The sequence below is a fragment of the Sodaliphilus pleomorphus genome (genome assembly GCF_009676955.1).
Taxonomy (GTDB): domain Bacteria; phylum Bacteroidota; class Bacteroidia; order Bacteroidales; family Muribaculaceae; genus Sodaliphilus; species Sodaliphilus pleomorphus.
Window position 1 is genome coordinate 2,010,749 of sequence record NZ_CP045696.1, and the last position, 23,185, is coordinate 2,033,933.

The 23,185-nt window shown below is 57.5% G+C and carries 22 protein-coding genes and 1 pseudogene; 9 read left to right on the forward strand and 14 right to left on the reverse strand.

The window, feature by feature from the left end; genetic code table 11:
* Positions 1 to 35 precede the first annotated feature (35 nt).
* Genes GF423_RS08010 through GF423_RS08020 form a run of 3 tightly spaced genes read left to right on the forward strand, consistent with a single transcriptional unit; the run spans position 36 to position 2,263 of the window.
* A complete protein-coding gene (locus GF423_RS08010) occupies positions 36 to 680 on the forward strand; it encodes an ATP-binding cassette domain-containing protein (RefSeq protein WP_154327850.1) in 645 nt (214 codons plus the stop codon).
* Positions 677 to 1,873 carry a transporter gene (locus GF423_RS08015; RefSeq protein WP_154327851.1) on the forward strand — a complete coding sequence of 399 codons (1,197 nt, stop codon included), beginning with the start codon at positions 677 to 679 and terminating at the stop codon, positions 1,871 to 1,873. The genes GF423_RS08010 and GF423_RS08015 overlap by 4 nt, the downstream gene beginning before the upstream one ends.
* Before the next feature lie 45 nt (positions 1,874 to 1,918).
* Positions 1,919 to 2,263: a DUF4491 family protein gene (locus GF423_RS08020; protein ID WP_154327852.1), complete on the forward strand. Its 345-nt coding sequence runs from the start codon at positions 1,919 to 1,921 to the stop codon at positions 2,261 to 2,263.
* A gap of 131 nt (positions 2,264 to 2,394) precedes the next feature.
* Here the strand turns inward: GF423_RS08020 and GF423_RS08025 are convergent, their stop codons facing one another.
* Positions 2,395 to 2,970 carry an adenylate kinase gene (locus tag GF423_RS08025; RefSeq protein WP_154327853.1) on the reverse strand — a complete coding sequence of 192 codons (576 nt, stop codon included), beginning with the start codon at positions 2,968 to 2,970 and terminating at the stop codon, positions 2,395 to 2,397.
* Positions 2,971 to 3,067: 97 nt separating this feature from the next.
* The gene (locus GF423_RS08030) at positions 3,068 to 3,619 is read right to left on the reverse strand and encodes a phosphoribosyltransferase (RefSeq protein WP_154327854.1); all 552 of its coding nucleotides are present in this window, start codon (positions 3,617 to 3,619) and stop codon (positions 3,068 to 3,070) included.
* Positions 3,620 to 3,827: 208 nt separating this feature from the next.
* Here GF423_RS08030 and GF423_RS08035 point away from each other — a divergent pair, with 208 nt between their 5' ends.
* The gene (locus tag GF423_RS08035) at positions 3,828 to 5,351 is read left to right on the forward strand and encodes an NAD(P)H-hydrate dehydratase (RefSeq protein WP_154327855.1); all 1,524 of its coding nucleotides are present in this window, start codon (positions 3,828 to 3,830) and stop codon (positions 5,349 to 5,351) included.
* 8 nt (positions 5,352 to 5,359) lie between these two features.
* On the opposite strand, the gene GF423_RS08040 is transcribed toward GF423_RS08035, so the two are convergent.
* The 4 genes from GF423_RS08040 to GF423_RS08055 form a co-directional block, all read right to left on the reverse strand.
* Complete coding sequence (locus GF423_RS08040; RefSeq protein WP_154327856.1) at positions 5,360 to 5,500, reverse strand: hypothetical protein; 141 nt, start codon at positions 5,498 to 5,500, stop codon at positions 5,360 to 5,362.
* 69 nt (positions 5,501 to 5,569) lie between these two features.
* Positions 5,570 to 5,707, reverse strand: a complete 138-nt coding sequence (locus tag GF423_RS08045) for a hypothetical protein (RefSeq protein ID WP_154327857.1) — start codon at positions 5,705 to 5,707, stop codon at positions 5,570 to 5,572.
* 23 nt (positions 5,708 to 5,730) lie between these two features.
* Positions 5,731 to 6,279: a hypothetical protein gene (locus tag GF423_RS08050; protein ID WP_154327858.1), complete on the reverse strand. Its 549-nt coding sequence runs from the start codon at positions 6,277 to 6,279 to the stop codon at positions 5,731 to 5,733.
* A 200-nt stretch (positions 6,280 to 6,479) separates the two neighbouring features.
* The gene (locus tag GF423_RS08055; RefSeq protein ID WP_154327859.1) at positions 6,480 to 6,824 is read right to left on the reverse strand and encodes a hypothetical protein; all 345 of its coding nucleotides are present in this window, start codon (positions 6,822 to 6,824) and stop codon (positions 6,480 to 6,482) included.
* Positions 6,825 to 7,206: 382 nt separating this feature from the next.
* Between GF423_RS08055 and GF423_RS08060 the strand changes: the two genes are divergently transcribed.
* The gene (locus tag GF423_RS08060) at positions 7,207 to 7,761 is read left to right on the forward strand and encodes a C40 family peptidase (RefSeq protein WP_206113177.1); all 555 of its coding nucleotides are present in this window, start codon (positions 7,207 to 7,209) and stop codon (positions 7,759 to 7,761) included.
* A gap of 193 nt (positions 7,762 to 7,954) precedes the next feature.
* Complete coding sequence (locus GF423_RS08065; RefSeq protein WP_154327861.1) at positions 7,955 to 10,102, forward strand: ATP-dependent helicase; 2,148 nt, start codon at positions 7,955 to 7,957, stop codon at positions 10,100 to 10,102.
* Between the two features lie 24 nt (positions 10,103 to 10,126).
* Here the strand turns inward: GF423_RS08065 and GF423_RS08070 are convergent, their stop codons facing one another.
* From GF423_RS08070 to GF423_RS08090, 5 genes are all read right to left on the reverse strand, one after another.
* Positions 10,127 to 11,767, reverse strand: coding sequence for a calcineurin-like phosphoesterase C-terminal domain-containing protein (locus GF423_RS08070; RefSeq protein WP_154327862.1), 1,641 nt, complete (start codon positions 11,765 to 11,767; stop codon positions 10,127 to 10,129).
* A 37-nt stretch (positions 11,768 to 11,804) separates the two neighbouring features.
* A complete protein-coding gene (locus tag GF423_RS08075; RefSeq protein ID WP_154327863.1) occupies positions 11,805 to 12,401 on the reverse strand; it encodes a hypothetical protein in 597 nt (198 codons plus the stop codon).
* Positions 12,402 to 12,424: 23 nt separating this feature from the next.
* A complete protein-coding gene (locus GF423_RS08080) occupies positions 12,425 to 14,281 on the reverse strand; it encodes a calcineurin-like phosphoesterase C-terminal domain-containing protein (protein WP_154327864.1) in 1,857 nt (618 codons plus the stop codon).
* A 138-nt stretch (positions 14,282 to 14,419) separates the two neighbouring features.
* The gene (locus GF423_RS08085) at positions 14,420 to 15,739 is read right to left on the reverse strand and encodes an alpha-L-fucosidase (protein WP_154327865.1); all 1,320 of its coding nucleotides are present in this window, start codon (positions 15,737 to 15,739) and stop codon (positions 14,420 to 14,422) included.
* Positions 15,740 to 15,774: 35 nt separating this feature from the next.
* Complete coding sequence (locus GF423_RS08090; protein WP_154327866.1) at positions 15,775 to 17,370, reverse strand: DUF4435 domain-containing protein; 1,596 nt, start codon at positions 17,368 to 17,370, stop codon at positions 15,775 to 15,777.
* A 544-nt stretch (positions 17,371 to 17,914) separates the two neighbouring features.
* Here GF423_RS08090 and GF423_RS08095 point away from each other — a divergent pair.
* The gene (locus GF423_RS08095) at positions 17,915 to 18,469 is read left to right on the forward strand and encodes a cysteine hydrolase family protein (protein ID WP_154327867.1); all 555 of its coding nucleotides are present in this window, start codon (positions 17,915 to 17,917) and stop codon (positions 18,467 to 18,469) included.
* Here the strand turns inward: GF423_RS08095 and GF423_RS08100 are convergent.
* Positions 18,444 to 18,674: a PspC domain-containing protein gene (locus GF423_RS08100; protein ID WP_154327868.1), complete on the reverse strand. Its 231-nt coding sequence runs from the start codon at positions 18,672 to 18,674 to the stop codon at positions 18,444 to 18,446. The genes GF423_RS08095 and GF423_RS08100 overlap by 26 nt on opposite strands.
* Positions 18,675 to 18,871: 197 nt before the next feature.
* Between GF423_RS08100 and GF423_RS08105 the strand changes: the two genes are divergently transcribed.
* Both GF423_RS08105 and GF423_RS08110 read left to right on the forward strand, forming a co-directional pair.
* Positions 18,872 to 19,501 carry a hypothetical protein gene (locus GF423_RS08105; RefSeq protein WP_154327869.1) on the forward strand — a complete coding sequence of 210 codons (630 nt, stop codon included), beginning with the start codon at positions 18,872 to 18,874 and terminating at the stop codon, positions 19,499 to 19,501.
* 84 nt (positions 19,502 to 19,585) lie between these two features.
* Positions 19,586 to 20,323: a leucine-rich repeat domain-containing protein gene (locus GF423_RS08110; protein WP_154327870.1), complete on the forward strand. Its 738-nt coding sequence runs from the start codon at positions 19,586 to 19,588 to the stop codon at positions 20,321 to 20,323.
* A gap of 135 nt (positions 20,324 to 20,458) precedes the next feature.
* Here GF423_RS08110 and GF423_RS08115 read toward each other — a convergent pair whose 3' ends face one another.
* Together GF423_RS08115 and GF423_RS08120 are read right to left on the reverse strand one after the other, a co-directional pair.
* Positions 20,459 to 22,762: a carboxypeptidase-like regulatory domain-containing protein gene (locus GF423_RS08115; protein WP_235911503.1), complete on the reverse strand. Its 2,304-nt coding sequence runs from the start codon at positions 22,760 to 22,762 to the stop codon at positions 20,459 to 20,461.
* Between the two features lie 163 nt (positions 22,763 to 22,925).
* Positions 22,926 to 23,172 (reverse strand): annotated as a pseudogene (locus GF423_RS08120) (ORF6N domain-containing protein); the annotation flags it as partial.
* Between the last annotated feature and the right edge of the window lie 13 nt (positions 23,173 to 23,185).

Below are 23,185 nucleotides of genomic sequence, written 5' to 3' on the forward strand. Positions count from 1 at the left end.
AGAATGACAAACTACACATAGAGAGAGACTGACTCATGGAGAAAATAGAATTGTTCAATACCCTGCCGGCGGTTTTTGCCGGGCGCGAGGACGACAACAGCCAGGTGTGGCTGCGCGACATCGTCTTTGAAAAGGGAAAGCATTATTTGATATCGGCCGAGAGCGGCACGGGCAAGTCGTCGCTGTGCGCCTACGTGTATGGCTACCGCATCGACTACTCGGGCACGATCGCCTTCGACGGCCGCGACATCAAGCAGCTCACGGTGCCCGAGTGGTGCCGCGTGCGGCAGTCGAGCATCGCCTATCTGCCCCAGGAGCTGCGCTTGTTTCCCGAGCTCACGGCTATGGAGAACATTCAGCTCAAAAACCGCCTCACGCATCACAAGACCGAGAAGGAAATCGTTGACTACTTCGACCAGCTGGGCATCCCCGACAAGGTCGACAGCCCCCTGGGCAAGCTCTCGATAGGGCAGCAGCAGCGCGTGGCCATCATTCGCACCCTGTGCCAGCCTGCCGACTTCATCCTGCTCGACGAGCCAGTGAGTCATCTCGACGAGGCCAACAACGCCATCGTGGCGCGGATCGTGAGCGACGAGGCCAGCCGCCAGGGCGCCGGCATCATCTCCACCTCGGTGGGCAACAATGTAAAAATTCAAGTCGACAAGGAGTTTAAGCTATGATGCAAAAAGGACTAATGTGGAAATTGCTGCGCAAGCACATCAGCAAGTCGCAGCTCATAGGTTTCTCGGCGGCCAATCTCATAGGCCTCACCATCGTCATCCTGGCCGTGCAGTTCTACAGCGACGTGCTGCCAGTGTTCAACGACCAGGAGAGTTTCATCAGGAAAGACTACCTCATCGTCACGCGCAACATCACCAGCGCCGGAGCCATGATGGGCGACAAGTCGCAGTTTACCGATGCCGACATCGCCGACCTCGAGCGCCAGCCGTGGTGCCGCAAGGTGGGACGCTTCACCAGCGGCAACTTCGGCATCATGGCCACCATTGGGGGCGGCGGTGCCCACACCATGCACACGCAGTTTTTCTTTGAGTCGATACCCACCGAGTTTATCGACGTCGACCCCACCTGGACCTTCGACCCGGCCCACCCGCAGGTGCCCGTGATCATGAGCCGCGACTACCTGTCGCTCTACAACTTCGGGTTTGCCTCTACCCAGGGTCTGCCCAAGATAAGCGAGGGCAATGCCTCGAGCGTGCCCATGAGCTTCACCTTCAACGGCAATGGCCGCAGCGAGACCATGCCGGGCCACATCGTGGGCTTCTCGAGCCGCCTGAACACCATCATCGTGCCCGAGAGCTTCATGCGGTGGGCCAACGCCCGCTACGGCGACGGCTCCACGCCACTGCCGCAGCGCCTCATCGTTGAGGTGAACCGTCCTGGCGACCCCCAGATACAGAGCTACATGGACGCTCACCACTACGAGATAGCCGGCGACAAGATGTCGAGCGGCAAGGCCTACTATTTCCTCACGCTCATCATCACCATTGTTATCATTGTGGGCGTCATCATCAGCTTGCTGTCGTTCTTTGTGCTCATGCTCAGCATCTACCTGCTCTTGCAGAAGAACACCAAGAAGCTGCAAGACCTGCTCATGCTGGGATATTCGCCTGCCGAGGTGGCCCGGCCCTATGTGAAGATGGTGGTCGCCATCAACTGCTGCGTGCTGGTGCTCTCGATAGTGCTCATGCTGGTGGCGCGCATGTGCTACATGGACACCTTGCGCGATTTCGGCACCAACGGCGGCAGCCTTGTGGCGGCTCTCGTTGTGGCTGTGGCCATCATGGGATGCATCACGGCCGGCAACGTCGCTGCCATCAAGCGCAAGGTGCGCTCGCTGTGGATTCAGGATTGAAGCATTTCTACACTCTCACCCCTTTAACATCGCATGACACAACTCATGGAATTTCTATTGCAACATCACCTGTTTGGGCTCGTGACCGGCTTGTGCACGTTTCTCATCATAGGCATGTTTCACCCCCTTGTCATCAAGGGCGAGTACTACTTTGGCGTCAAGATATGGCGCGTGTTTCTTGTGGCCGGCATCCTGCTCGGCGCCGGTGCCCTGCTGGTGAGCAACCTGCTGGTTGCCTCGCTGCTCGGCGTGGCAGCCTTCTCCAGCTTCTGGGCCATACTGGAAACCTTCCAGCAGCAGGAGCGCGTGCACAAGGGCTGGTTCCCGCGCAACCCGCGGCGCCGCTACCCCTGGGACGACGCCGCCACCGGCGACCAAGAGCCCCACTGACGTCGCCGCCCGCCTGCAACATAAAAATAGCCTGACAACACTGTGTTGCCAGGCTTGTGTCGTGTGTGATAGAGCGGTGACGGGTGAGTGGGGCGGCGTGCATGAGAGCGAGCCCCGCTGCACGCTCGGTGCTACAGGCTGTCGACAATCTTGCGCACGCGCTCAAATACCACTGTTGCGCCGCCGGTGCCCTTCACCATGTGCAGCAGCCCCTTCTTCTCGTAGTAGTCCTTGAGCGGTGCTGTGCTGCTGTGATACACCTTGAGGCGGTCGTTGATGGTCTCCAAGTTGTCGTCGCTGCGGCCGCTTTCCTTGCCGCGGTTGAGCAGGCGCCCTATGAGTATCTCCTCGGGCACGTCGAGGCCTATGACGGCACTCACGCTCGTGCCGCGCTCGTCGAGCATCTTCTCGAGGGCCTCGGCCTGTGCTATGGTGCGGGGGAAACCGTCAAAAATCACACCGTTCTTGGCCTCGTCGCGATGGTCGTCGACCACCGAGGCCAAAATGTCGACCATGAGATTGTCGGGGATGAGCTGGCCCTTGTCGATAAATCCCTTGGCAGTCTTGCCAAGCTCGGTGCCGCGCTTGATGTTGTCGCGCAGCACGTCGCCCGTCGAAATGTGAAACAGTCCATAGGTCTTGATTAAAACCTCGCTTTGGGTTCCTTTGCCCGAACCCGGAGCTCCGAACATGACAATGTTTAGCATATCTTTTTCTGTAATAAATATATATCGTTGTTGAAAAAAAAGTTTCGCTACACGTGCGTTTCTTTATCTCTCTTCTTGCACAGTGTGGGACTGGGGATTATTTCTCCTTGTCTTTGAGCACCCATATGTCGCGCAGGCCGCGAGCCTGGCCGTCGAGGTCGAGACCGTAGCCTATGATAAACTTCGACGGAATCTCAAAGCCCACATACTCGGGCACCTGCCCTGTGGTGAGCGACTGTGGCTTGAAGAGCAGGGTGGCCATCTTCACCGATTTTGGGTTCTGCTCCTTGAGGGTGGCCCGCAGCTGCTGGGCAGTGACGCCGGTGTCGACAATGTCCTCGATGATGATCACCGTGCGGCCCTCAAGGCTCTCGGTGAGCCCCATCACCTGCTTGACCACGCCGGTCGATTGCGTGCCCTCGTAGGACTTGAAGCGTATAAAGGTGATCTCGCTCTCAGGCACGTCGACCTCTCTGAAAACATCGGCTGCAAAGACAAATGCACCGTTGAGCACGCACAGAAAGATGGGTGCGTCTCCCGGCTCGAGGTCGCGGCGTATCTCGCTTGCCACGCGCTTCACTTGCTTGAGAATCTCTTCTTCTTTAAGATAAGGTACAAAGGTAAGGCCCTTGATTGTGACTTCTTCCATAGAGAATTAAAGAAATATTTCTACAAAGGTAGAAAAGATTGGTAATTCCACCAAATTTATGGCGCAGTTATGAAAAAAAAACGAAACAATTTTTTTGTTTTTTATCTTCATGCTCAGTGAAAAAAGTGTTATTTTTGTAAGCTAAATCGTAAGACTGCGCTCGACCGTGGCTCATGGCTGGCAGCGAGTCGATTAAACTGCTCATGGAATGAAAATTTTTACTACCGATGGTATAAGAAGAATAGACGAAGCGACAATCGAAGCCGAAAACATCTCGTCACTCGACCTCATGGAGCGTGCCGCCTCGGCGGTGGCCTACGAGGTCATCTCGCGTTGGCGCCCCTCAAAGCGCCTGGTGATATTTGCCGGGCCCGGCAACAACGGCGGCGATGCGCTGGCTGCGGCGCGCATGCTCTCGGAGCAGGGCTACCGGTCGGAGGTGTACTTGTTCAACATCAAGTCGTCGCACCTGTCGCCTTGCTGCTCGACCAACAAGGACCGCCTGCAGGACTGTCCCAACGTGGAATTCAACGAGGTGGTCGACACCTTCAACCCTCCCGAGCTGGGTCCCGACGACGTTGTGCTCGACGGCCTCTTCGGCTCGGGGCTGCGCAGCCCGCTCAAGGGCGGCTACTCGGCTCTGGTGCAATACATCAACGACTCGGGCGCCTATACCGTCTCGATCGACGTGCCCTCGGGCCTGTTTGGAGAGTGGAACATGGGCACCGACCACCGCAACATCATCAAGGCCAAGCTCACGCTGGCCTTCCAGTTCAAGCGCCTCTCGTTCTTCTTTGCCGAGAACGCCCAGTTTGTGGGCGAGGTGAAGGTGCTCGACCTCGACATGGACGAGCGCGCCATCGCCCAGGTGCCCACCGACTTCTATCTCATCGAGCGCGACGACGTGAAGGCTGCCTTGCGCCCTCACAACCCGTTTATCAACAAGTATGACAACGGCACGGTCTTTCTCGTGGCCGGCAGCTACGGCATGATGGGAGCCGCTGTGCTCGCCGCCCGCGGTGCCACTCGCGCCGGTGCGGGCCTGGTCACTGTGCACGCCCCACGCTGCGGCTTTGTGCCCCTGTCGACAGCCGTGCCCGAGGTGCTCTTCGAGGCCGACCGCAACGAGATCTTCACCACCAACATCGACCTTTACCACAAGTACAGCGTGGTGGCTCTGGGGCCGGGCATGGGTACGAGCGACGAGACTGTCGACGCCGTCGACACCTTCTTGAAGAGCTACCGCCAGCCCTGCATTCTCGATGCCGACGCTCTCAACTGCATTGCCAAGCGCCCCATCTTGCTGCGCAGCATTCCCAAGGGGTCGATACTCACGCCGCACGAGGCCGAGTTTGACCGCCTCTTCGACCTGCATCGCACCGACGAGGAGCGCCTCAAGAAAGCCATCGACGTCTCTAAGCTCTACGAGGTCACCATCGTGCTCAAGGGCCACTACACCATGACGGTGCGCCCCGATGGCAAGGTCTACATCAACAGCAGCGGCAACGCCGGCATGGCCACCGCTGGCAGCGGCGACTGCCTCACAGGCGTGATTGCCGCCTTTATCGCCCAGGGCTATGCTCCCGACTGGGGCGTGGTGCTGGCCGTGTATGTGCACGGCCTGGCAGGCGACATCGCTGTCGAGGAGCAGGGCACCCACGGCCTCATCGCCCCCGATATTGCCAACAGCGTGGGCCGTGCAATACACAGCCTTGTCAAGCGCCCCGAGTGACTTGTTGCTCAGTAGTACAGAATGTGCCGGTCGTAGTCGCCGCCGCGCACAAACACGCCTGCCGTACCCTTGGTGCCCGACTGCACACCTGGAACCTTCTGTAGCGACTTGAGCACATCGGGCTCGCCCAGAAATACGGGTACCGCCATAATCTGCTGTTTGCTCAGTGTGGTGGCACTCATCTGCGACGAGGCGACGCCAAAATTGTTCTGGCTGCCCTACACAACCGCATTGTCGAGTTGCAGGCCTCGTGCCAGTGTGACCGTGTCGGCAGTGACGCGACTTGCCGTGCCGGCGGCAGCCGCCCCTGCCCATAGTGCGGCCCATGTGAAAATGGCTATAAGTGCACGCTTCATGCGCTGTGTTTCGTTATAAGTGATTACGGTATTACGGCTTTCCAAACCATGCGAGCGTGCAACGACGCTGCATCATAGCCTTTCACCTCATAGGGAAGCTTTCGGTCCATAACTATGCGTCCTGTGTTCTGTGACATGTCAAGCGCTATTACTGTATATTTTTCGGGCGGATAATATGTGCTTGATATAGGGTCGAAGCGCATGGTTGCAGTGATGACCTTGCCATCGATCGTCATCTGCCTTGTCTTGACAATGGGAATTTCACTGTCATACTCTATGGTTGCATTGGTGTGCATTTTAATTGGCAGCCCTGGGATTTTGGTTTTTCCCGAAGCGGTCTTGTTGTCGTAGTAGAAGGCATATTCTTGCACCCACTCGTAGTGGTTGAGGGCGTCGATGAGTTGGGCTTGTGAGTAGTTGATGGTGGCGTCGACAAGTTTGCCTTTCTCAAGAAAAACCTTTCCGTTCCCGTCTTGTGTACGCGGCACCTGTGCAGGATCGTCGGGCTCGTCGTTACCACATGCACATAAAATGAATGCACACGCCAGCGCGATTAAACCTATCTTTTTCATGTCTTTATAATGATTTGTTGTTGTTTGTTTTGAAAGTATTGCAGAAACTTTTGTATACTCTTGTGGGTGTGATGAAGCATTACCACCCGAGATTTGTCTCTGTGTTAATTTTGTCCTGAATGGTTTTGGCGTAGGTGTAATTGAAGACCGTTGCTCTATTGCTAATGGGAAAATCCAAAAGGTGGTAAAAGTCTTTCTTGTTACATCCAATGGCAAATATAATATAAATTTTTAAATATCAGCACTTTTGCATGAAAAAAATTAAAGGAATCTACAAAAAGTTTCAGATGTAAAATGCGGGAAGCCATTGCATTACTCTGATTCGGTAGCAGGCCATGCGCGGCTGGGACTAAAGTGGGACTGGCTGTTGAATGTGTTGTGGCAATGGCACAACCCCGAAAGGCAGAGCCTTGCTCGATGGGGTTTTGCCTCGACTCGGGGGGGTAGGTGAGGCGTCGTGCTCGACCTGCCACGGTTTTGTCACTTTTTGCCGAAAATGGGGTGTAATCGTTCAAAAGTTCACCTTTATTGCACTTTTTCTTCATTTTGTGCAGGTTTTCACCGTTTTTGGAAAAAAGTGAATCTTTCGTAGTGTACCATTTTGTTAAAAAGTGTTATTTTTGAAATTTTCAATTTTGCCGAATTTTGAAAATTAAACTGCCATAAAGCACAATTATAAGTCGGTTTAGGACAGTGTAGCGCCACTATGAGTTTGCAACCGTAAATGTTTAAGAACGTTTTAATGATTTGGTTTTAGAGCCGTCGCGTATTAAATTTGTGGAGCAATTAAGAAGAAAACCAGTGAATTTCGTGTGAAATTCATTTATGCTATCAATTTTCTCTTTTGAAGCTAACCGATGATTCCGCCTCTGGAGTCATGACCACCTTGGGGCAATGAAGCCCCGACCGATGCTAAAAAATTGTTATATGAAGAATATTCAGTCGATATTAGGACGCTGCTTGCTGGTTACCCTCATGATAGTTACCTGTGCTACAGGTGCTCAAGCCCAGCGTCTCAACCGCCACAAGAAATCTCATCGCGGCACAGTAGCCGAGCAGATCGCCAAAGCCTCGATCAAAAACAACCCTGCCGAGCAGGTGCGAGAGCTCCTGGCCTATGCCTTCACCTTCAAGGGCACACCCTATGTGTATGGTGCGATGAGCCCCAGCGGCTTCGACTGCTCAGGTTTCACGAGCTATGTGTTCAAGAAATTCGGCATTCGCCTCAACCGCTCGTCGCGCGGGCAGGTGAATGACGGGCGCCGCGTTTCGCGCGAGGACATCAAGCCGGGCGACCTGGTGTTTTTCAACGGCCGGGCAGGTCGCGGCGGCGTGGGCCATGTGGGCATCGTGACCGAGAGCTACGGCGACGGCACGTTCCGCTTCATTCACGCAGCCTGCAGCCGCGGGGTGAGCGAGAGCAAGTCGACCGAGGCCTATTACCGCTCGCGTTATGTGGGCGCCTGCCGGGTGATAGAGTAGTCAAAAAAAAGATTAGAGCATAACAGATTAATTTTTTTATACTTTTTATAGTTGATGCGAAAGGGCCATGTCGCGACCGACACCGCCCTTTCGTTATTTTTATTGCCGTGTGCGGGGCTCGTGCAGCCTGTTGCCCCGAAAAAAATTCTTATCTTTGTTGTATTGTATAAAATATATTGATGCCTGAACAGGAATGTACACTCAACCACTTTTCAACGACTTGAACGAGCGCCAGCTCGAGGCAGTGAAGACCACCGAGGGGCGGCTGCGCATCGTGGCCGGCGCCGGCTCGGGCAAGACCCGCGTCATCGCCCACCGCTATGCCTACCTGGTGAACGTGCTGGGTATCGATCCGGCCGGCATCTTGTGCATGACCTTCACCAACAAGGCCGCCCAGGAAATGAAGAGCCGCATCGCCACGCTCGTGCACCGCGGCAACGTGAACGACTATGTGTGCACGATACACGGCTTCTGCGTGCGCTTCCTGCGCCAGGAGATCTTCAGACTGGGCTGGCCTGCCAATTTCCAAATCATCGACGAGCAAGACGCCAAGGTGCTGGCCAAGCACGTGATGCAGGAGCTGGGGCTCGACCGCACCAAGGCCACCGTGCGCAAGTTTCTCGCTGCCATAGGTCTGGCCAAGGGGCAGCAGCGGCAGCACTACGTGGGGCGCTACATGCTGCCTGGCTCCAAGGATGTGGAGGGCAGCGACGAGTTTTCGCGCTATCTCAAGGTGCAACTCAAGCATTTTGTGCTCGACTACGACGACCTCGTCTATTTCACGCTCTACATTTTCGACCACTTCGAGACTGTGCGCCGGCACTGGCAGCAGGAAATCAACTATGTGCAGGTCGACGAGGTGCAGGACTGCGACCGCGACGAGTGGGATGTGATCAATGCCGTGAGCGGCGGCTACAACAACTTGTGCATCGTGGGCGACCCCGACCAGGCCATCTATGAGTGGCGCGGCGCCAGGCCCAGCCTCTTTGTCAACTTCAAGAGCGACCGCGACATCTTCCTGACCGAGAACTACCGCTCCACGCCCAACATTCTCGACGTGGCCAATTCGATCATTGCCCACAACCGCGACCGCCTGCCCAAGGAGCTGTTCACCCGCTGCCCTGCCGGTGCGCTGGTGCTCTACCACCACTTCAAGGGCGAGACGCAGGAGAGCGAGTGGATAGTGAGGCAAATCAAGAAAAACGTGGCTGGCGGCGAGGCCCAGAACAGCGACTTTGCCATCTTGTACCGGGCCAGCTACCTCTCGCGCTCGATCGAGCAGGAGCTCATCAAGCAGAAGGTGAAATATGTGGTGTGGGGCGGCATACGCTTCTTTGAGCGCCGCGAGATAAAAGATGCCCTGGCCTACTTGAGCCTCGTGGCACGCAACGACGACCTGTCGTTTATGCGGGTGGTGAACCTGCCCAGCCGCAAGTTTGGCCCCGCCTCGATGCAGCACCTGGCCCGATTGGCCCTCGACGAGGACCGACCGCTCTACGACACGCTGGCCGCTCACCGCGGCGAGGCGACATTCGGGCACTGCAAGCTCGACGGCTTTGTGCGAGCCATCGAGCAGGCGCGCCAGGCCATGGCCAGCGGCAAGAGCATAGGCGACATCTTCGAGTTGCTCATGCGCACTACTGGACTCAAGGACTTGCTGCGCAAGGACGAGGACGAGGATCGCCTCGAGAATCTCGACGAGCTGGCTGCCAGCATTGCCTACTATGAAGACGAGCATCGCAACGACGAGCTCCCCGTCACCATCGAGCGCTACCTGCAAGACATCGCGCTCTACACCAATGCCGACTATCGCAAGGACGGCACCGCCGTGCGGCTCATGACCATACACCAGGCCAAGGGGCTGGAGTTTCCCTGTGTGATCGTTGTGGGCATGACCGAGGGCATCTTCCCCAGCCACCGCGCCCTGCGCGAGCGCAAGCGTGCTGCCGAGGAGGAGGAGCGCCGGCTCATGTATGTGGCAGTGACGCGTGCCCAGCGTGTGCTGGTGCTCACCGAGAGCGAGGGCTACGACAATGCCGTGCAGGGCGAGAAGTACCCGTCGCGTTTCATCGGCGAGATCGACGAGCGCTTGCTCACGGTCAAGGGCAACCCCGACCCACAGCTCTTTGCCGCCTCAAGGGCACTGGCGGCCCGCCTGGCCGACGACCTGGAGATGGCCACCCGTGCCGACGAGGCAGGCATCCATCTGGGCGATGTGGTGGCCCACCCGGTCTTTGGGCAGGGCGTGGTCGTCGAGCAGCGGCCTGGCGGGTCGCTGGTGGTGAAGTTTGCCGTGGGCAACCGCATGCTCATGCCGGCGGTGCTCACCAAGTGCGAGTGACACGCTTCTCACATTATTCCCATTTTATAGCTTGAACGCAGCGGGGCGGGCGAGGGTGCGCCTGTAGACGCGCCCGAAGCTGTCGCGCACGGTGATGCTGACCTCGTGGTCGGGCGTGGCGGCCTGCACCTTGAAGATGTGGAAGGTGGGCAGGCCCATGTTGTCGCCCGGCACCTTGTGGTGCTTTTTGAAATAGGGCAGGGCATAGGCCAGGAAGTGGCCGGGTGCAGCGCTGCGCACGGGTGTCACGGGCAGCGGGCGGCCGTCTTCGGTGGCCTCGATGCTCCAGTCGTCGTCGCAGGCATACACGTTGACCAGCACCGTGTTGGGCTCCCAGTTGTCCCAATTGGGCACTTTGGCGCTCAAGGCTTTCATCGCGAGCACGTCGCTGTCGCTGTGCATGAAGCGGTTCACCTGGTTCATGTCCCACAGGCTGCATTGCGGGTTGCTCTCGTCTTGTATCGAGGCATATTGCCACTGCAGCGAGTCGCCCGCAATGGTCCACTTGCTGTAGCCGGCCGGCGACCCGTCGGTGCACATCTCGCGGCCCGAGAGTTGCCCGGTCCACCACCAGGTGGCACACACGGCGGCTATGTTGTGCTCCCACATGCTGGTCGTGTCGGTCTTGAAGGCTGCCGGGTGCACGTTGCGGTTCACGTGGGTGTGGCCGGTGAGCACGTGCACGCGCTTGAAGCCCTTGAAGCAGGCGGCAAGCGCGTCGATGTTTTTGATAGTGGCCACGGGCTGGCGGTTGTGATCGAAGTGCCAGGCCGGAATGTGCTGGCACACGATGACGGGCGTCGACTTGTCGACGAGCGCCAGGTCCTGGCGCAGCCACTTGAGCTGATAGTCGGTGACCAGGGCCTCGTAGTTGCGTGCGCCGGCAATGCCCGTGCGCCGCCGCCCGGGCAGGTCGTCGTTTTTGTAGTAGATGTCGTCGAGCACCACATAGTGCACCCGGCCCAGGTCGAAGGAGTAGTAGTTGGGGCACACGATGGTGCGCCACGGCTTGGAGGCCAGCAGGTCGGTGCCCTCGCCCTGAGGCACGGCCCCGTCGTTGTCGTGGTTGCCTATCACGGGAAACAGGGGCATGGGATAGCCCATGTCGCGCTGGTCGGCCATGAAAGAGGCCAGGTTGTAGTTGTTGCTGTACCAGAAGGCGTCCCAGGTGAGGTCGCCCAGCAGTATCGAGTAGATGCGCTCGCCGCGTGCCTGGGCCTGTTTCTTCTCTTGCTTGAGCCTGGCGATGAAGCCGCGCTTGTAGGCCTTGCGGTCGCCCAAGCGCCGTGCCAGGTGGGTGTCGGCGCCCACGATGAGGGTGTAGTTGTCGTTGTCGACGCGGTTGAGGGCAAAGTCGTGCACCTCGGCCACTGTGCTGTCGGGGTGGTTGAGCAGTTGCCAGAATTGCGGGTCAAAGCCGTCGCGGCATGCAGGCTCGTAGCCGCGCGGCACCGTGACAAAGACGTAGCCGTTCATTTTGCCGCTGGTCATGCTGTAGTAGCCGCCGGCATCGGTGGTGGTGACTGTGATGCCGTCGCTCACGGCCACGCCGGCTATTCCATGACCGCCGCAGGTCACGCGGCCTGTGATGTTGTGCGCCTGGCTGGCGAGGGCGGCAAGTGCCGCAGCAAGCAGCAGGCACAATCGTGAAGTTGTAGCATTCATTGTTGCGAGTGTGATTGAAGATGTGAGCTGGAGGGCCTCATTGCTGGTTGAAGATGAGCGATATCGACGACAGCCCGTTGTCCTCGTCGTTGTTGTGGATCTGCACGATGCGGTTGCCGTGCTGGTAGCGGTAGCCCACAATGTCGGTGCTCTCGCCCACGACCGTCGACTGGCCTATCACGGTCTTCTGCATGGCGTAGCCCTTGTGCTTCAGGGCCTCGAGCAGCTGTGCATATTGCCGGTCGACCGCGGCCTTGGCACCATAGCGGGAGTGCATCGTCACCGAGTAGAGCCCCTTGTCGTCGCACTGCACCTGCAGGTTGTTCCACTTCATGCCCAGGTAGTCGTAGCCGGCAGTGTCGGCGGGCACCAGCACCTTCACCAGCACCGGCTGGCCGGCGGCATCGGCGCCAATGGTGTCGAAGTGGGCCTCGTCGAGGCCGGCGGCATCGGTAAATCCCTTGCTGTAGAGGCCGCGGGTCACCTGCTGGCGGCTGTCGCCGAAGTGGATGGCCCCGCCCGCAAAGCTGCCCTCTATGGCCTGCCCGCCGGCAGTGTTGCCGGCGCTTTTCTCGCGGCAGCCCGTGGCAAGGAGCATTGCGGCCGCCGTGGCGATGATGACAAGACTTTTCATGTGTGCGCTTGTGTGTGTGGTTTTTATTGTGCCGTACCCAGTATCTTGTTGATGAGCAGGGTCACGTCGCTCACGTTGATGGCGCCGTCGCCGTTCAGGTCGGCCACGATGCTGTTGAAGCCGGTGGGCGAGTTGCCCAGTATCTTGTTGATGAGGGCTGTGACGTCGGTCACGTTCACCACGCCGTCGCCGTTCACGTCGCCCAGGTCGTAGGGGGCCTGGCTCGCGTCCATGGTCACCACATAGCTCTGCGGGCGTTGTATGGTCTTGTAGTACACCTGGCCAAACGAGTCGGTCACTTTCACGGTGATGGGCAGGTAGCTGGTGTGGGCCTGTGAGAGAAACATGTGATAGTTGGTGCTTGTGGCAAAGGTGGTGGTGATTGACCCGGCACTCTTGTAGCGGTAGTAGTCATAGGCCAGCACGTGCAGTGGGTCGTAGGCGGCCAGGCGGTTGGCGGCCAGGGTGTACTGCACGCCCTCGTGCACCTCGACGCGCCAGTCGGTGTCGTAGGCAAACACGTTGGTGAGCACCGCGTTGTCGCTGTAGGTGCCGAAGGTGGGCACTGTGCCGGGATAGGCCTTGACCAGCGCCTTGGCCGTGGCCTCGGTGGCCATGAAGTTTTTCACGGCATTCATGTCGTAGATGCGCATCTGGGCATCGCCGTTGCTGGCTATCGACTTGTATTTCCACTGCAGCGAGTCGCCGTCGACCGTCCAGTAGCTGTAGCCGGCCGGGCTGCCGTCCTGGCAGTAGTTGTAGGCATAGTTGGTGTTTTGCAGGCGGCCGGTCCACCACCAGGTGGCGCATATCGCTGCGATGTTGTGCTCGGTGATGTTGCGGTAGGACGGGTGGGCAGTGTAGTTGTAGTGGGTGTGGCCGCTCATGAAGTGCACCGTCTTGAAGTCGTTGAAGCAGGCGGCCAGCGCGGCATAATTCCGGCCGGCGCCATAGGTGGCAAAGGAGCTGTTGAGGCGGAATTGCGGGATGTGAAACATCACGATGATGGGCGTCGACTTGTCGGTCACCAGCTGCAGGTCCTTGACGAGCCAGCTCAGCTCCTCGTCGGTCACCTGGTCGAGATAGCCACGGCCGCCGGCCATGCCAGTGCCGCTTGCCGTGCCCGAGTTGGTGTAGAAAATGTCGTCGAGCACGATGTAGTGCACCCGGCCCAGGTTGAAGGAGTAGTAGTTGGGACACACGAAGGTGCGCCACGGCTTGGAGGCCAGCAGGTCGGTGTTGTCGGTGAGCGGCTTCACGGCGCCGTCGTTGTCGTGGTTGCCCATGACCGGGAACAGCGGTATCGGGTAGCCGTAGGTCGCCTGGTCGGCCATGAAGTCGACCAGGTTGTACTTGTTGGCATACCAGTAGAGGTCCCAGGTGAGGTCGCCCAGAATGGTGGAGTATATCTTGGTGCCGCTCTGCTTGGCGGCATTTTTCTCCCGTTTCAAGGCGGCAATCCAGCCGTTGTTGTACATCGTGCGGTCGCCGTTGCGCTTGGCCAGGTGGCTGTCGGCGCCAAATATCATGATATACTTGTCGTTGTCGCTGCGGGTGAGCGCGAAGTCGTGGGTCTCGGCCGTGGCCGTGTTGGTGCTCTTGAACTGTTGCCAGAATTGCGGGTTGAAGCCGTTGGCGTAGGCTGGCTCATAGCCGCGCGGCACGGTGTAGAACACATAGCCGTTTTTTTTGTCGCTCGTGAAGCTGTAGTAGCCGCTGGCATCGGTGGTGGTCACGACCACGCCGTCGCTCACGGCCACGCCCGCCACGCCCGCGCCCTCGCAGGTGATGTGGCCGCTCACGTTGAAAGCTGCCGCTTGAAGGCTCATGCAGGCCAAGGCCAGCATCGGGAGCCATCGGTTCAAAATTTTATTTGCCATGTATTTTCGAAGTGAAAAGTTTGTAGTTTCGCTATGTTACGCTGTGCAAAATTAATGAAAATTTTGACAAGGTGGCTCCTCGTGCCTTGTTTTCTGTTTTTTAAAGTGGCGGGCATGGCCCGTTGCAAGTGCTCTCTTTCACTTGAGCACCAGCTTTACTACGGTGTCGGGGCCTGTGGGCACTTGTGGCAGCAGCACCACCACGCCCCCCGGGATTGCACTGGTCTTCACCGCGGCGCCGCCGGCAAGCAGCGTGGCGCTTTTCACCTTGCGGTTGCCTATGGGCAGGGGCAGCGCCGTGTCGGCCCAGTCGAGGATGTGCACATACAGGGTGTCGCCGCGTTGCGTGGTCACGCCCCAGTGGCGCGGGCTCACCATGCCGCCGCGGGTGCCATAGATGCTCTCGCCGTTGACGCGTAGCCACTGGCCTATGGCCTTGAGGCGGTCGAGGCTCTCTTGCGGCAGCTCTCCGTCGGGCCGGGGCCCTATGTTGAGCAGCAAGTTGGCATTGCGGCCTGCCGTGCTCGCGAGCAGCTGTATCAGCTCGTCGGCGCTCTTGTAGTTGCTGTCGGCGATGTCGTAGCCCCACGATTCGTTCATCGTTTGGCAGGTTTCAAGGGGCAGCAGGCTCACCGCCTGGCCCGAGAGCCCTGCCTTGTTCTCGCCGGGCACGTCGCGCTCAAAGATTTGGATGTCTTCGCCGGCAAAGGGCGACTGGTGGTGGTTGTTGGCCACCAGGCAGCCTGGTTGCAGCTTGTGGATGAGGGCATACTGCTCGGGCAGCCGCCAGTCGAAGGGCGAGGCGTCGCTGTCGTGGTCCCACCAGCCGTCAAACCATATACAGTCGATCTTGCCGTAGCCTGTGAGCAGCTCGGTGAGCTGCTGCTTCATAAATTTCAGGTAGCTGTCGTAGTCCTGGCCCTGTGTGGGGCGGCCCAGCTTGCGCCCGGTGCGACCCAGGGGGTAGTCGGTGCGGTGCCAGTCGAGGTGGCTGTAGTACAGGTGCAGGCCCAGCCCCTCGCTGTGGCAGGCCTGGGCCAGCTCGGCCACTACATCGCGCTTGAAGGGGGTGCCGTCGACCACATTGTAGGGCGATGTGGCTGTCTTGAACATGGAGAACCCGTCGTGGTGGCGCGAGGTGAAGGTGACGTAGCGCGCACCAGCGTCTTTGAACGCCCGCACCCAGGCTCTGGCGTCGAACTTGCTCGGGCAGAAACCGCCGGCAAGGTGGGTGTATTCCTCGTAGTTGAGTTTCTTGTTGTTCATCACCCACTCGCCGTCGCCCAGCATCGAGTAGATGCCCCAGTGGATGAAAATGCCAAACTTGCTGTCTTGGAACTCCTGCTGGGCCTGCTTGATGGCCTCGCTGGGTGCATAGGAGCCGCCCGTTGCCGTCTGGGCCCAGGCTGTGGTCGTGAGGGTGAGTGCTGCTGTGAGGGCAAATAATGTTTTTCTCATAAAAAAGTGATTGTGTAATGGTTTGAGTTGGTTGATTATTGTTGTGCGGTATCGAGGACCTCCCCGTCGGGACTGAGCCCGAAACATTGCTTGATGGCTGCGCGTATGGCCTCGGCCTCGCGGCCGTTTTGCTTGAGGATGGTGAGCACGGTCTTGATGTAGTCGTCCTTGCTCTTGAGGCCGCACAGACTGGCCACGTTGCTCTCGCCCAGCATCATCTTCTGGTTGAACACACGCAGTATCATGGCATAGTCGTGGTTGTCGAGATACGTGTGAAACTGGCGGCATATGTTCTCGTACATGCCGCGCGGGTTGATCTCGTTCACCAGGTCGAGCAAGTGGTCTTCGAGCGCGCCGATGTTGCGGAAGCGGGCGTCGACCCTTATCTCCACATAGTGCTTCACGCGATGGCGCACGTGCATCAGGGCCTGCGACTTGAGTTGATCGCCAAACATCTTGACCACGGTCTTCTTCACGCTGAAAAACACATCGTTCTCGTTCTTGTGCTGGTAGCGGGCCACAGCGCGTATCACGCCCTCGAGCATGAGTATGTTTTCAATCTCGGCCACATTGGGCACGAGTATCTTCTTCTGGCGCAGGTATTCCACCTCCTTGTCGTCGCGGCGGTCGCGGTCGACGATGCCGCGGCTGTCGAGATGGTGAAACGACTTGAGGTCGTTGAACGAGCGCACACTCTCTATCACCTTGTTGCAGCTGCCCAGCGGCTTGACGGTGTACTCGGGAAAGATGAGCGGGTACAGGCGTCCGTCGATGCTGTGGGTGTCGTCGCCCTCGACAAAGAGCACTGGCTTGCGGCTGCCCAGCAGGTCGTAGTAGAGCCCGTCGTCGAGCTTCGCGCTCGAGGGCATCACCACATAGTCCCACGTGCTGGCCGCCGGGTCAAAGCTCTTGACCCACACACACTGGTTGTCGATGCGGCTGGTGGCAAAGTCGATGTCGTGGGTGTTGTACACAAAGGTGCAGTCGGGCCGCATCTCCTCGATGGCATTCCACAAGGTCGACATCATCGACTGGTGGATAAATACCTCGGGGTCGTCGACCAGCACCACTGCCCCGGGCATGGCATAGAGCACCGCCCCTATGTAGTAGAGCACCGTCTTCTCGCCGTCGCTCAGCCGCAGCGACGTGTAGCGGTCTTCCTGCCCCTCGGTCGAGAAGAGCAGCTTGCCGTTTTCGCGCAGCACCTTGTTCTTGGGAAACACCTGCTGCCACATCTTCACCACGGTGTCGAGCTTGGTCTTGGGAAACTCCGTGTGTTCCTGCATGAGCAGGTGGGCCTTGTAGTTCATCAGGTCGCGAAACTCGTCGACCATCATGATGTAGACCAGCCGGTCAAACTCGGTGGCCGCCACGCCCTTGTCGAGGGTCGACATCTCGTTGATTTTGTCGTATATGTCGTCGATCGACCCCTTGAGCTTGGGCTTGAGGCTGGTGGCAAAAAGCGCCCGCAGCGCCGAGATGCGGTAGGCCCTGTCGGGGTATTGTTGCAGCACCCAGTTGCAGAAGCGGGTCTTGCCGCTGCCGTTGGCGCCTATGATGGTGATTTGTCGCGCGTTGCGCAGCACGTCGGCCTCCTGGCCGTTGCTCTTGTGAGGAAGCTGAATATCCATAATATCGTCTTTCGTTTTATGTAAGGCGACGTAAATATAGCAATTCTTCACTCATCCTCCAAGTGAAAACTTGCTAATTGGCCAGTTTTGAAGCCTTTTCTGTGATAATTTCTTCCCTGTTTTTCCCTGTGTTGTGCAGCAGCAAAGCCGGGATAAGCATGAAAAGCTGCGGGCTTGGCGCTTGGGGGTCAGTGCGATGTCGACGAGCCAGGACTCGACAGTGTGCTTACCGGCGTCGAAGCTCACGCCCACTTTCACCTGTTGTTGCTATCTCTACTGCAAGCGTAATCAAAACAATTGACATGCACTGCAACGGCGGGCCACATGTTTTGCCCCGTCGCCAATGCGAGATAGTGGAAATGTCGCTTTTTTTCAATACCTTTGCCGGTGCGACAGCCCATGCCCGGGGCGTTGCATGGCTCCTGAAGGCAATTTTGTTGCCAGCGAGGGTGTTGCGGCGCAATTGGGCGTCATGGCGAGGCGATGGGAATGATTGCCTTTTTATTGCCTTTTTCAGGTACAGAACAATATAAAGTTGAGTGCGATGGAAGAAAAAAAACTGCTACTCATCGTCGACCCTCAGGTCGACTTCATCACCGGCACACTGCCAGTGCCCGGAGCCGAGCAGGCCATGAACGACCTGGCTCGCTACATCATCGATCACGACGGCGACTACCATGCCAAGGTGGTGACAGGCGACTGGCACCCGCTCGACCACTGCTCGTTCGAGCCCAATGGCGGCCAGTGGCCGGTGCACTGCGTGCAGCACAGCCCGGGAGCCGCCACGTGGTGGCCGCTGCTCGAGGCGCTCTACAGCACGCGCGGTGCCACCGAGTTTCTCACCAAGGGCGACGACAAGAGCCGCGAGGAGTACAGCATCATGCAAAATCCCGATTCGGGCGCCTTTCTCACCTGGCTGCTTGCCGGCAAGAGCAAGTACACCCAGGTGCACGTGTGCGGCCTGGCCGGCGATGTGTGTGTGCTCAACACGTTGCGCGACTTGATGCCCCTGTGCGGCAGCCGCATCAAGGTGCTTGAGCAATATGCTCCCTCGCTCGACGGCGGCAAGGCCCTCAGTAGCTTCCTTGCGGGCCGTTGAAGGTGGGCGGCTCCTGCGGCATGATCAGGGCCATGATGATGTAGGCCACAACACCGGGAAATGCGGCGCTGAATACCGTGAGCAGTACATAGATGATTCTGATGATGGTGGGGTCGATGTTGAAATAATCGCCCAGGCCGCCGCACACGCCGGCCAGCACCTTGTCGGTGCTTGAGCGATACAATCGGTTACTGTTGTTGTACATGGAGCTTGCTTGTTGCTTTGTTGAAATAATATATGATTGTTAACAATGACGCGCCCACTCTCGCGTGCCGTTGCCAGAGGCGCGTTTCTCTTTTGACACACAAAGATAGCCTAAAGTTGCAATAAAAACATTTTTTTGTTGCAATGATTTATACTACGGGATTTATGATTACCTTTGTGCAAGTAATTTCAATAGCTATGAAAAAGAACCGTTCTGTCATCATAACAAAGCAAGGCGCCCCCGTGGCCCTGCTGCTTGTCGTGGCCCTTGTGGCCGCTTATGGCTTGCTCTCGTGCAGCCATGGCGGCGACGCTCGCGGCGGCGACGCTCACCCGAGCGACTCGCTGGCCGAGGCGCTGGGCAACCAGATTTTCACCGACTACTACAACTACTACGACGCCTCGTCGGTGGCCAAGCATGGCGACGACTTCAACGACAATGTCGACGACAGCTATGCCGACGGCCACGACACGCCGGTGCCGGCTGACGACGACCAAGACCCCGACGGCACCACTGCTGTGCCTCACGACAAGATACGCGGCAATGCCAGCGAGGCCGAGTCGCTCATAAGCCTGTTCAACGGCATGGACACCGACGACATGACTGGTGTCATCGACCAGCTCAATGCTGCCAACAAGGCCATAGGCTCCAACAAGACCTATGCCAGCTATGCCACCGAGATCAAGTGGTACCTGGGGCTGGCCTACTTGAAGGCTGGCAAGCTCGACAAGGCCCGCTCGATGTTTAAGGAGGTGGCCAGCGCGGGATCGGATATCTATTCGTCTCAGGCACAGGAGATTGTCGACAAGCTCGACAAGGCTGCGTGAGCAACAGCAGGCTTGCGGGTGGGTCCACACTCTTAGGCCGCACCAGCTGCAACAGGGGGAAACTTAAAAAACAATATAATTATCATGCAATTACATAAAATCTTCACGATGGTGGCATTGTTGTTGACATTGTCGGCATCGGCAGCCGTGAGCTCGCGCTTCTACGACGTCGACGGGCTGCGTTACAGTGTGAATGCCGAGACCAAAGAGGCCACCCTGGTAGCCAACCAATACACCCTGAGCGACGTCGCGGTGCCCTCAAGCATCACCGTCGACGGCACTGCCTATCAGGTGACCGCTCTTGGACCCCTGTGTTTCAAGGGTTGCACCGATCTGGTCAGTGTCACTCTTCCAAGCTCGGTGAAGAAATTGGGTAATCTGTGTTTCTACAACTGCACGAGCCTGGAGAGCATCACCATCCCCAACTCGGTGACCCGCATGGGCCTGAGGTGCTTCAGCGGCTGCACGTCGCTTGAGAAGATTACCTTGAGCAGTGCATTGAAACGGCTGGAGAAAGAAACCTTCTACAACTGCACGAGCCTGGAGAGCATCACCATTCCCGATGCCGTGACCATGCTGGGCGATGGCTGCTTCCAGGGCTGCACAGGGCTTGCAAGCGTGAGCCTGGGCAAGGCTGTGACCACGCTGGGCGAGTTTTGCTTCAATGGCTGCACGAGCCTCGAGAGCATCACGCTGCCCGACGCTGTGACCACGCTGGGCGACTACTGCTTTGCCGAGTGCACGAGCCTGAAGAGCGTTTCCATGACAGGAAAGGTGAATGTGAGCCGCACCAGCTTCTACAAGTGCCCCAACTTGATGTAGCGGCACAACCGGCACCAAGAGCAGTTTTCAAGAAAGTAAAAAACAAACGCTGGGGACCGAACCTTGAGTTCCGGTCCCCAGCGCTGTTGTTGTGCAAAATGTAACTTCGGCGGCAGTCTTCTCTGGCAGTTGCCATCATTTCGCTCCCGACATGATACCAGCGTCGGTGTCGGAGTTCTTGATGCGCTGCTCGGCCTGCGAGCGGTGCTTGCCGAAGTCGAGATTGAAGTGAACGTCGATGCCAAACACGCGACACAAGTTCTTAGACCACATGAGCTGCCTGTAGGGGGCGAGCCTGGAGCGGTTCTCGACCGACATCTCATAGTGCGAGCTGAAGATATTCTGAAACTGCAGTTCCACGCCCCAACGCTCCCGGTTGTAACCCGCCACCAAGCTGTGAGAAGCCTCGTCCTTATTGATGGTCTCGCCCCACAGGTTGTGGAAGCTCGTTTCCACGTTGGCGCCCATATACCAGTTGTTGTACATGGCCATCAAGTTGCCGCGCACGCCCCAGTTGGTGTGGGTGTGGGTGTAGTCGTTGCCCTTGCTGATGTAGCGGTTCACATAGGGTGTGACCTGTATCATCAGGTGCTCGGCCCAGGGTTGAGCCTGAATGCTCACCTGCGAGTTGAGGCGGTGAAAGCCCTTCTGGTTGGCATAGCTGCGGATGTACATGCCGTCCTCATAGGTCGTTTGCTCCATAAACGGCTTGTCATCGTAGCTGTAGCGGGTGAACCACTCGGCACTGAACCACTTGGTGTCGACGCTCAGCGAGAACTCATTGCTATAGAACGTGACGGTGTGCAGGTTGGGATTGCCGCGGCGCAGCTGGTAGATGTCTATCTGCTGCTCCACATCACTTAGGTCGGAGAGCGAAGGCGCATAGCCGCCTATATAACCCTTGTATCGCACCCTGACGTGATTGCCGAAGCGATAACCCAATTGAATGGTGGGGCGCAAGATGTATTTATCCTGCTTGGCACCGCCCTGACTCAGGTGGGTGCGCATGACGCCAAGCCCCAGAGTGTAGTCAAAGCGTCCCAACTTGGAATACCACTCGCCGAAGGCGTAGGTCTCGTTGTTGTTCATCTTCACCGTCGAGCTGTCGGTGCCTGTGTAGATGTTGCGCGTGTGCGACTGCTGGTGGCGCAGTCCAAACGAGAAACGCGAGTCCTTGACATTCTGCTCATAGATGGCCTCGGCGATGGCGGAATATTTATCGCCGTCCACGTCAGAGGTTATCTTCTGCGTGTCCGTACCATCGGCTTGCCTATACAAGCGGTGGCTGGCGCTGTTGATATAAGTGCCAGTAAGGTCGAGGTATAGGTGCTTGTCTTTGGCGAACTCACGTTGGTAGTACACGTCGAGCGACGGACTGTTGCTGTTGGTCCGGGTGCGGTCGGTTACTGTGTAGGTGGTACCTTCCTGCTCTAACAGCGAGTTGCGGTCCGACACCGAGTTGGGCGTTTTGTTGTACAGGTCGCGGAAGGTGACGCTTAACTGGTTGCCCCCGTTGGTATAGTCGTAGCCCACACTCAGGTTCACGTTGTCGTACTTTGCCTTGGTTTTCTGCCCGATTTCCTGGTTCTCTATTGCGGGTGACGTGGCGTTGAACGACTCTGTGTTCTCCCTATACCAGTTCAAGTCCCGGCGGTTCCAGTTCACTGAGGCTTTCACGCTCGACTTGCCGGCGTGGTAATTGCTCGACAGCTGGTAGTCGCCGATGCCCAAAGGGTTGATGGTGTTCATCAGCTCGCCCGATACGTTGCCGCCCGCAGTCTTCTCTTTCAAGATAATGTCGATCACAGCCGAGACGTTTCCATATCTCAAGCCAGGGTTGTCGTGATACTCCACCTTGAGCACATCGGCGGGCTGCAGCGCCTTCACATCTTGTATCTCGGCCTTCACACCGTTGATGCGCAGCTCCACGGCATCGCCCGTGGTAGTGGTCACCGAGCCATTGAGCGTGTTCACGCTGATGCGCGACAGCTGCAGGTGCTGCAACAGGGCCACGCCATTGCTCGAGGTCTTGCGCTGCAACTGCGAGGGTATCACGATTTGCCGGTCGGCTTTCCTTATCACGCTGCTGGCCGTGACTGTGACGCCGCTCAGCGTCTGGCTCTCAGGCTCCATTGCTATGGTGCCCAGTTCGAACTTTCCAGGCACGTTGCGGCACTCTATGTGTTGGGGGGTGTATCCCATAAAGGAGATCGTGATCACATAGTCCTGCCCCTTCTGGGTGCCGAGTTCAAATTGACCAAGGCTGTCGGTCATGACGCCTGTCATGGTTTTCTCCTCGCCCATGCGGTAGAGCGAAACTGTGGCCGCAGGCAACGGCTGCTTGTTCTCGTCGACAACGACGCCCGTGGTTTGTGCGCACAGGCACAAGGCTTGCAGCATGGCAAGCGCAAAGACAAAGTGCTTCATTATGAGTTTCATCCAAGATTTTAAATTGGCGGTGCAAAGATACAAACTAATGACTAATTTTACAATAAATATTAAATTAAACTCGGTCTTCATATTGACCTTCCGTTCCTCCAGGCCAACACGAAGACTCTTTAGTTAAAGTACGAAAAACAATCCACAACCGAGAATGTTCTGCTATACGTATGCTTACACGAATAGCCGTTTCACTTCTGAGAACGGTAGAGAGCATAGCCACTCCCTGCTCCGTGAAAGCATATGAACGAACTGTTTGAGTGCTTCAAACTATTGAACCGGTCGCAATTTGCGACCAGTTCAGCCATTTCCTCCTTAGTCAGTTGAAAACGAAAACGTTCAGGGAACCGTTCTATATTACGTTTTACAGCCTCGTTTAATCTTTTAGTTTCCACTCCATAAAGTTCAGCCGATCGGGTGAGC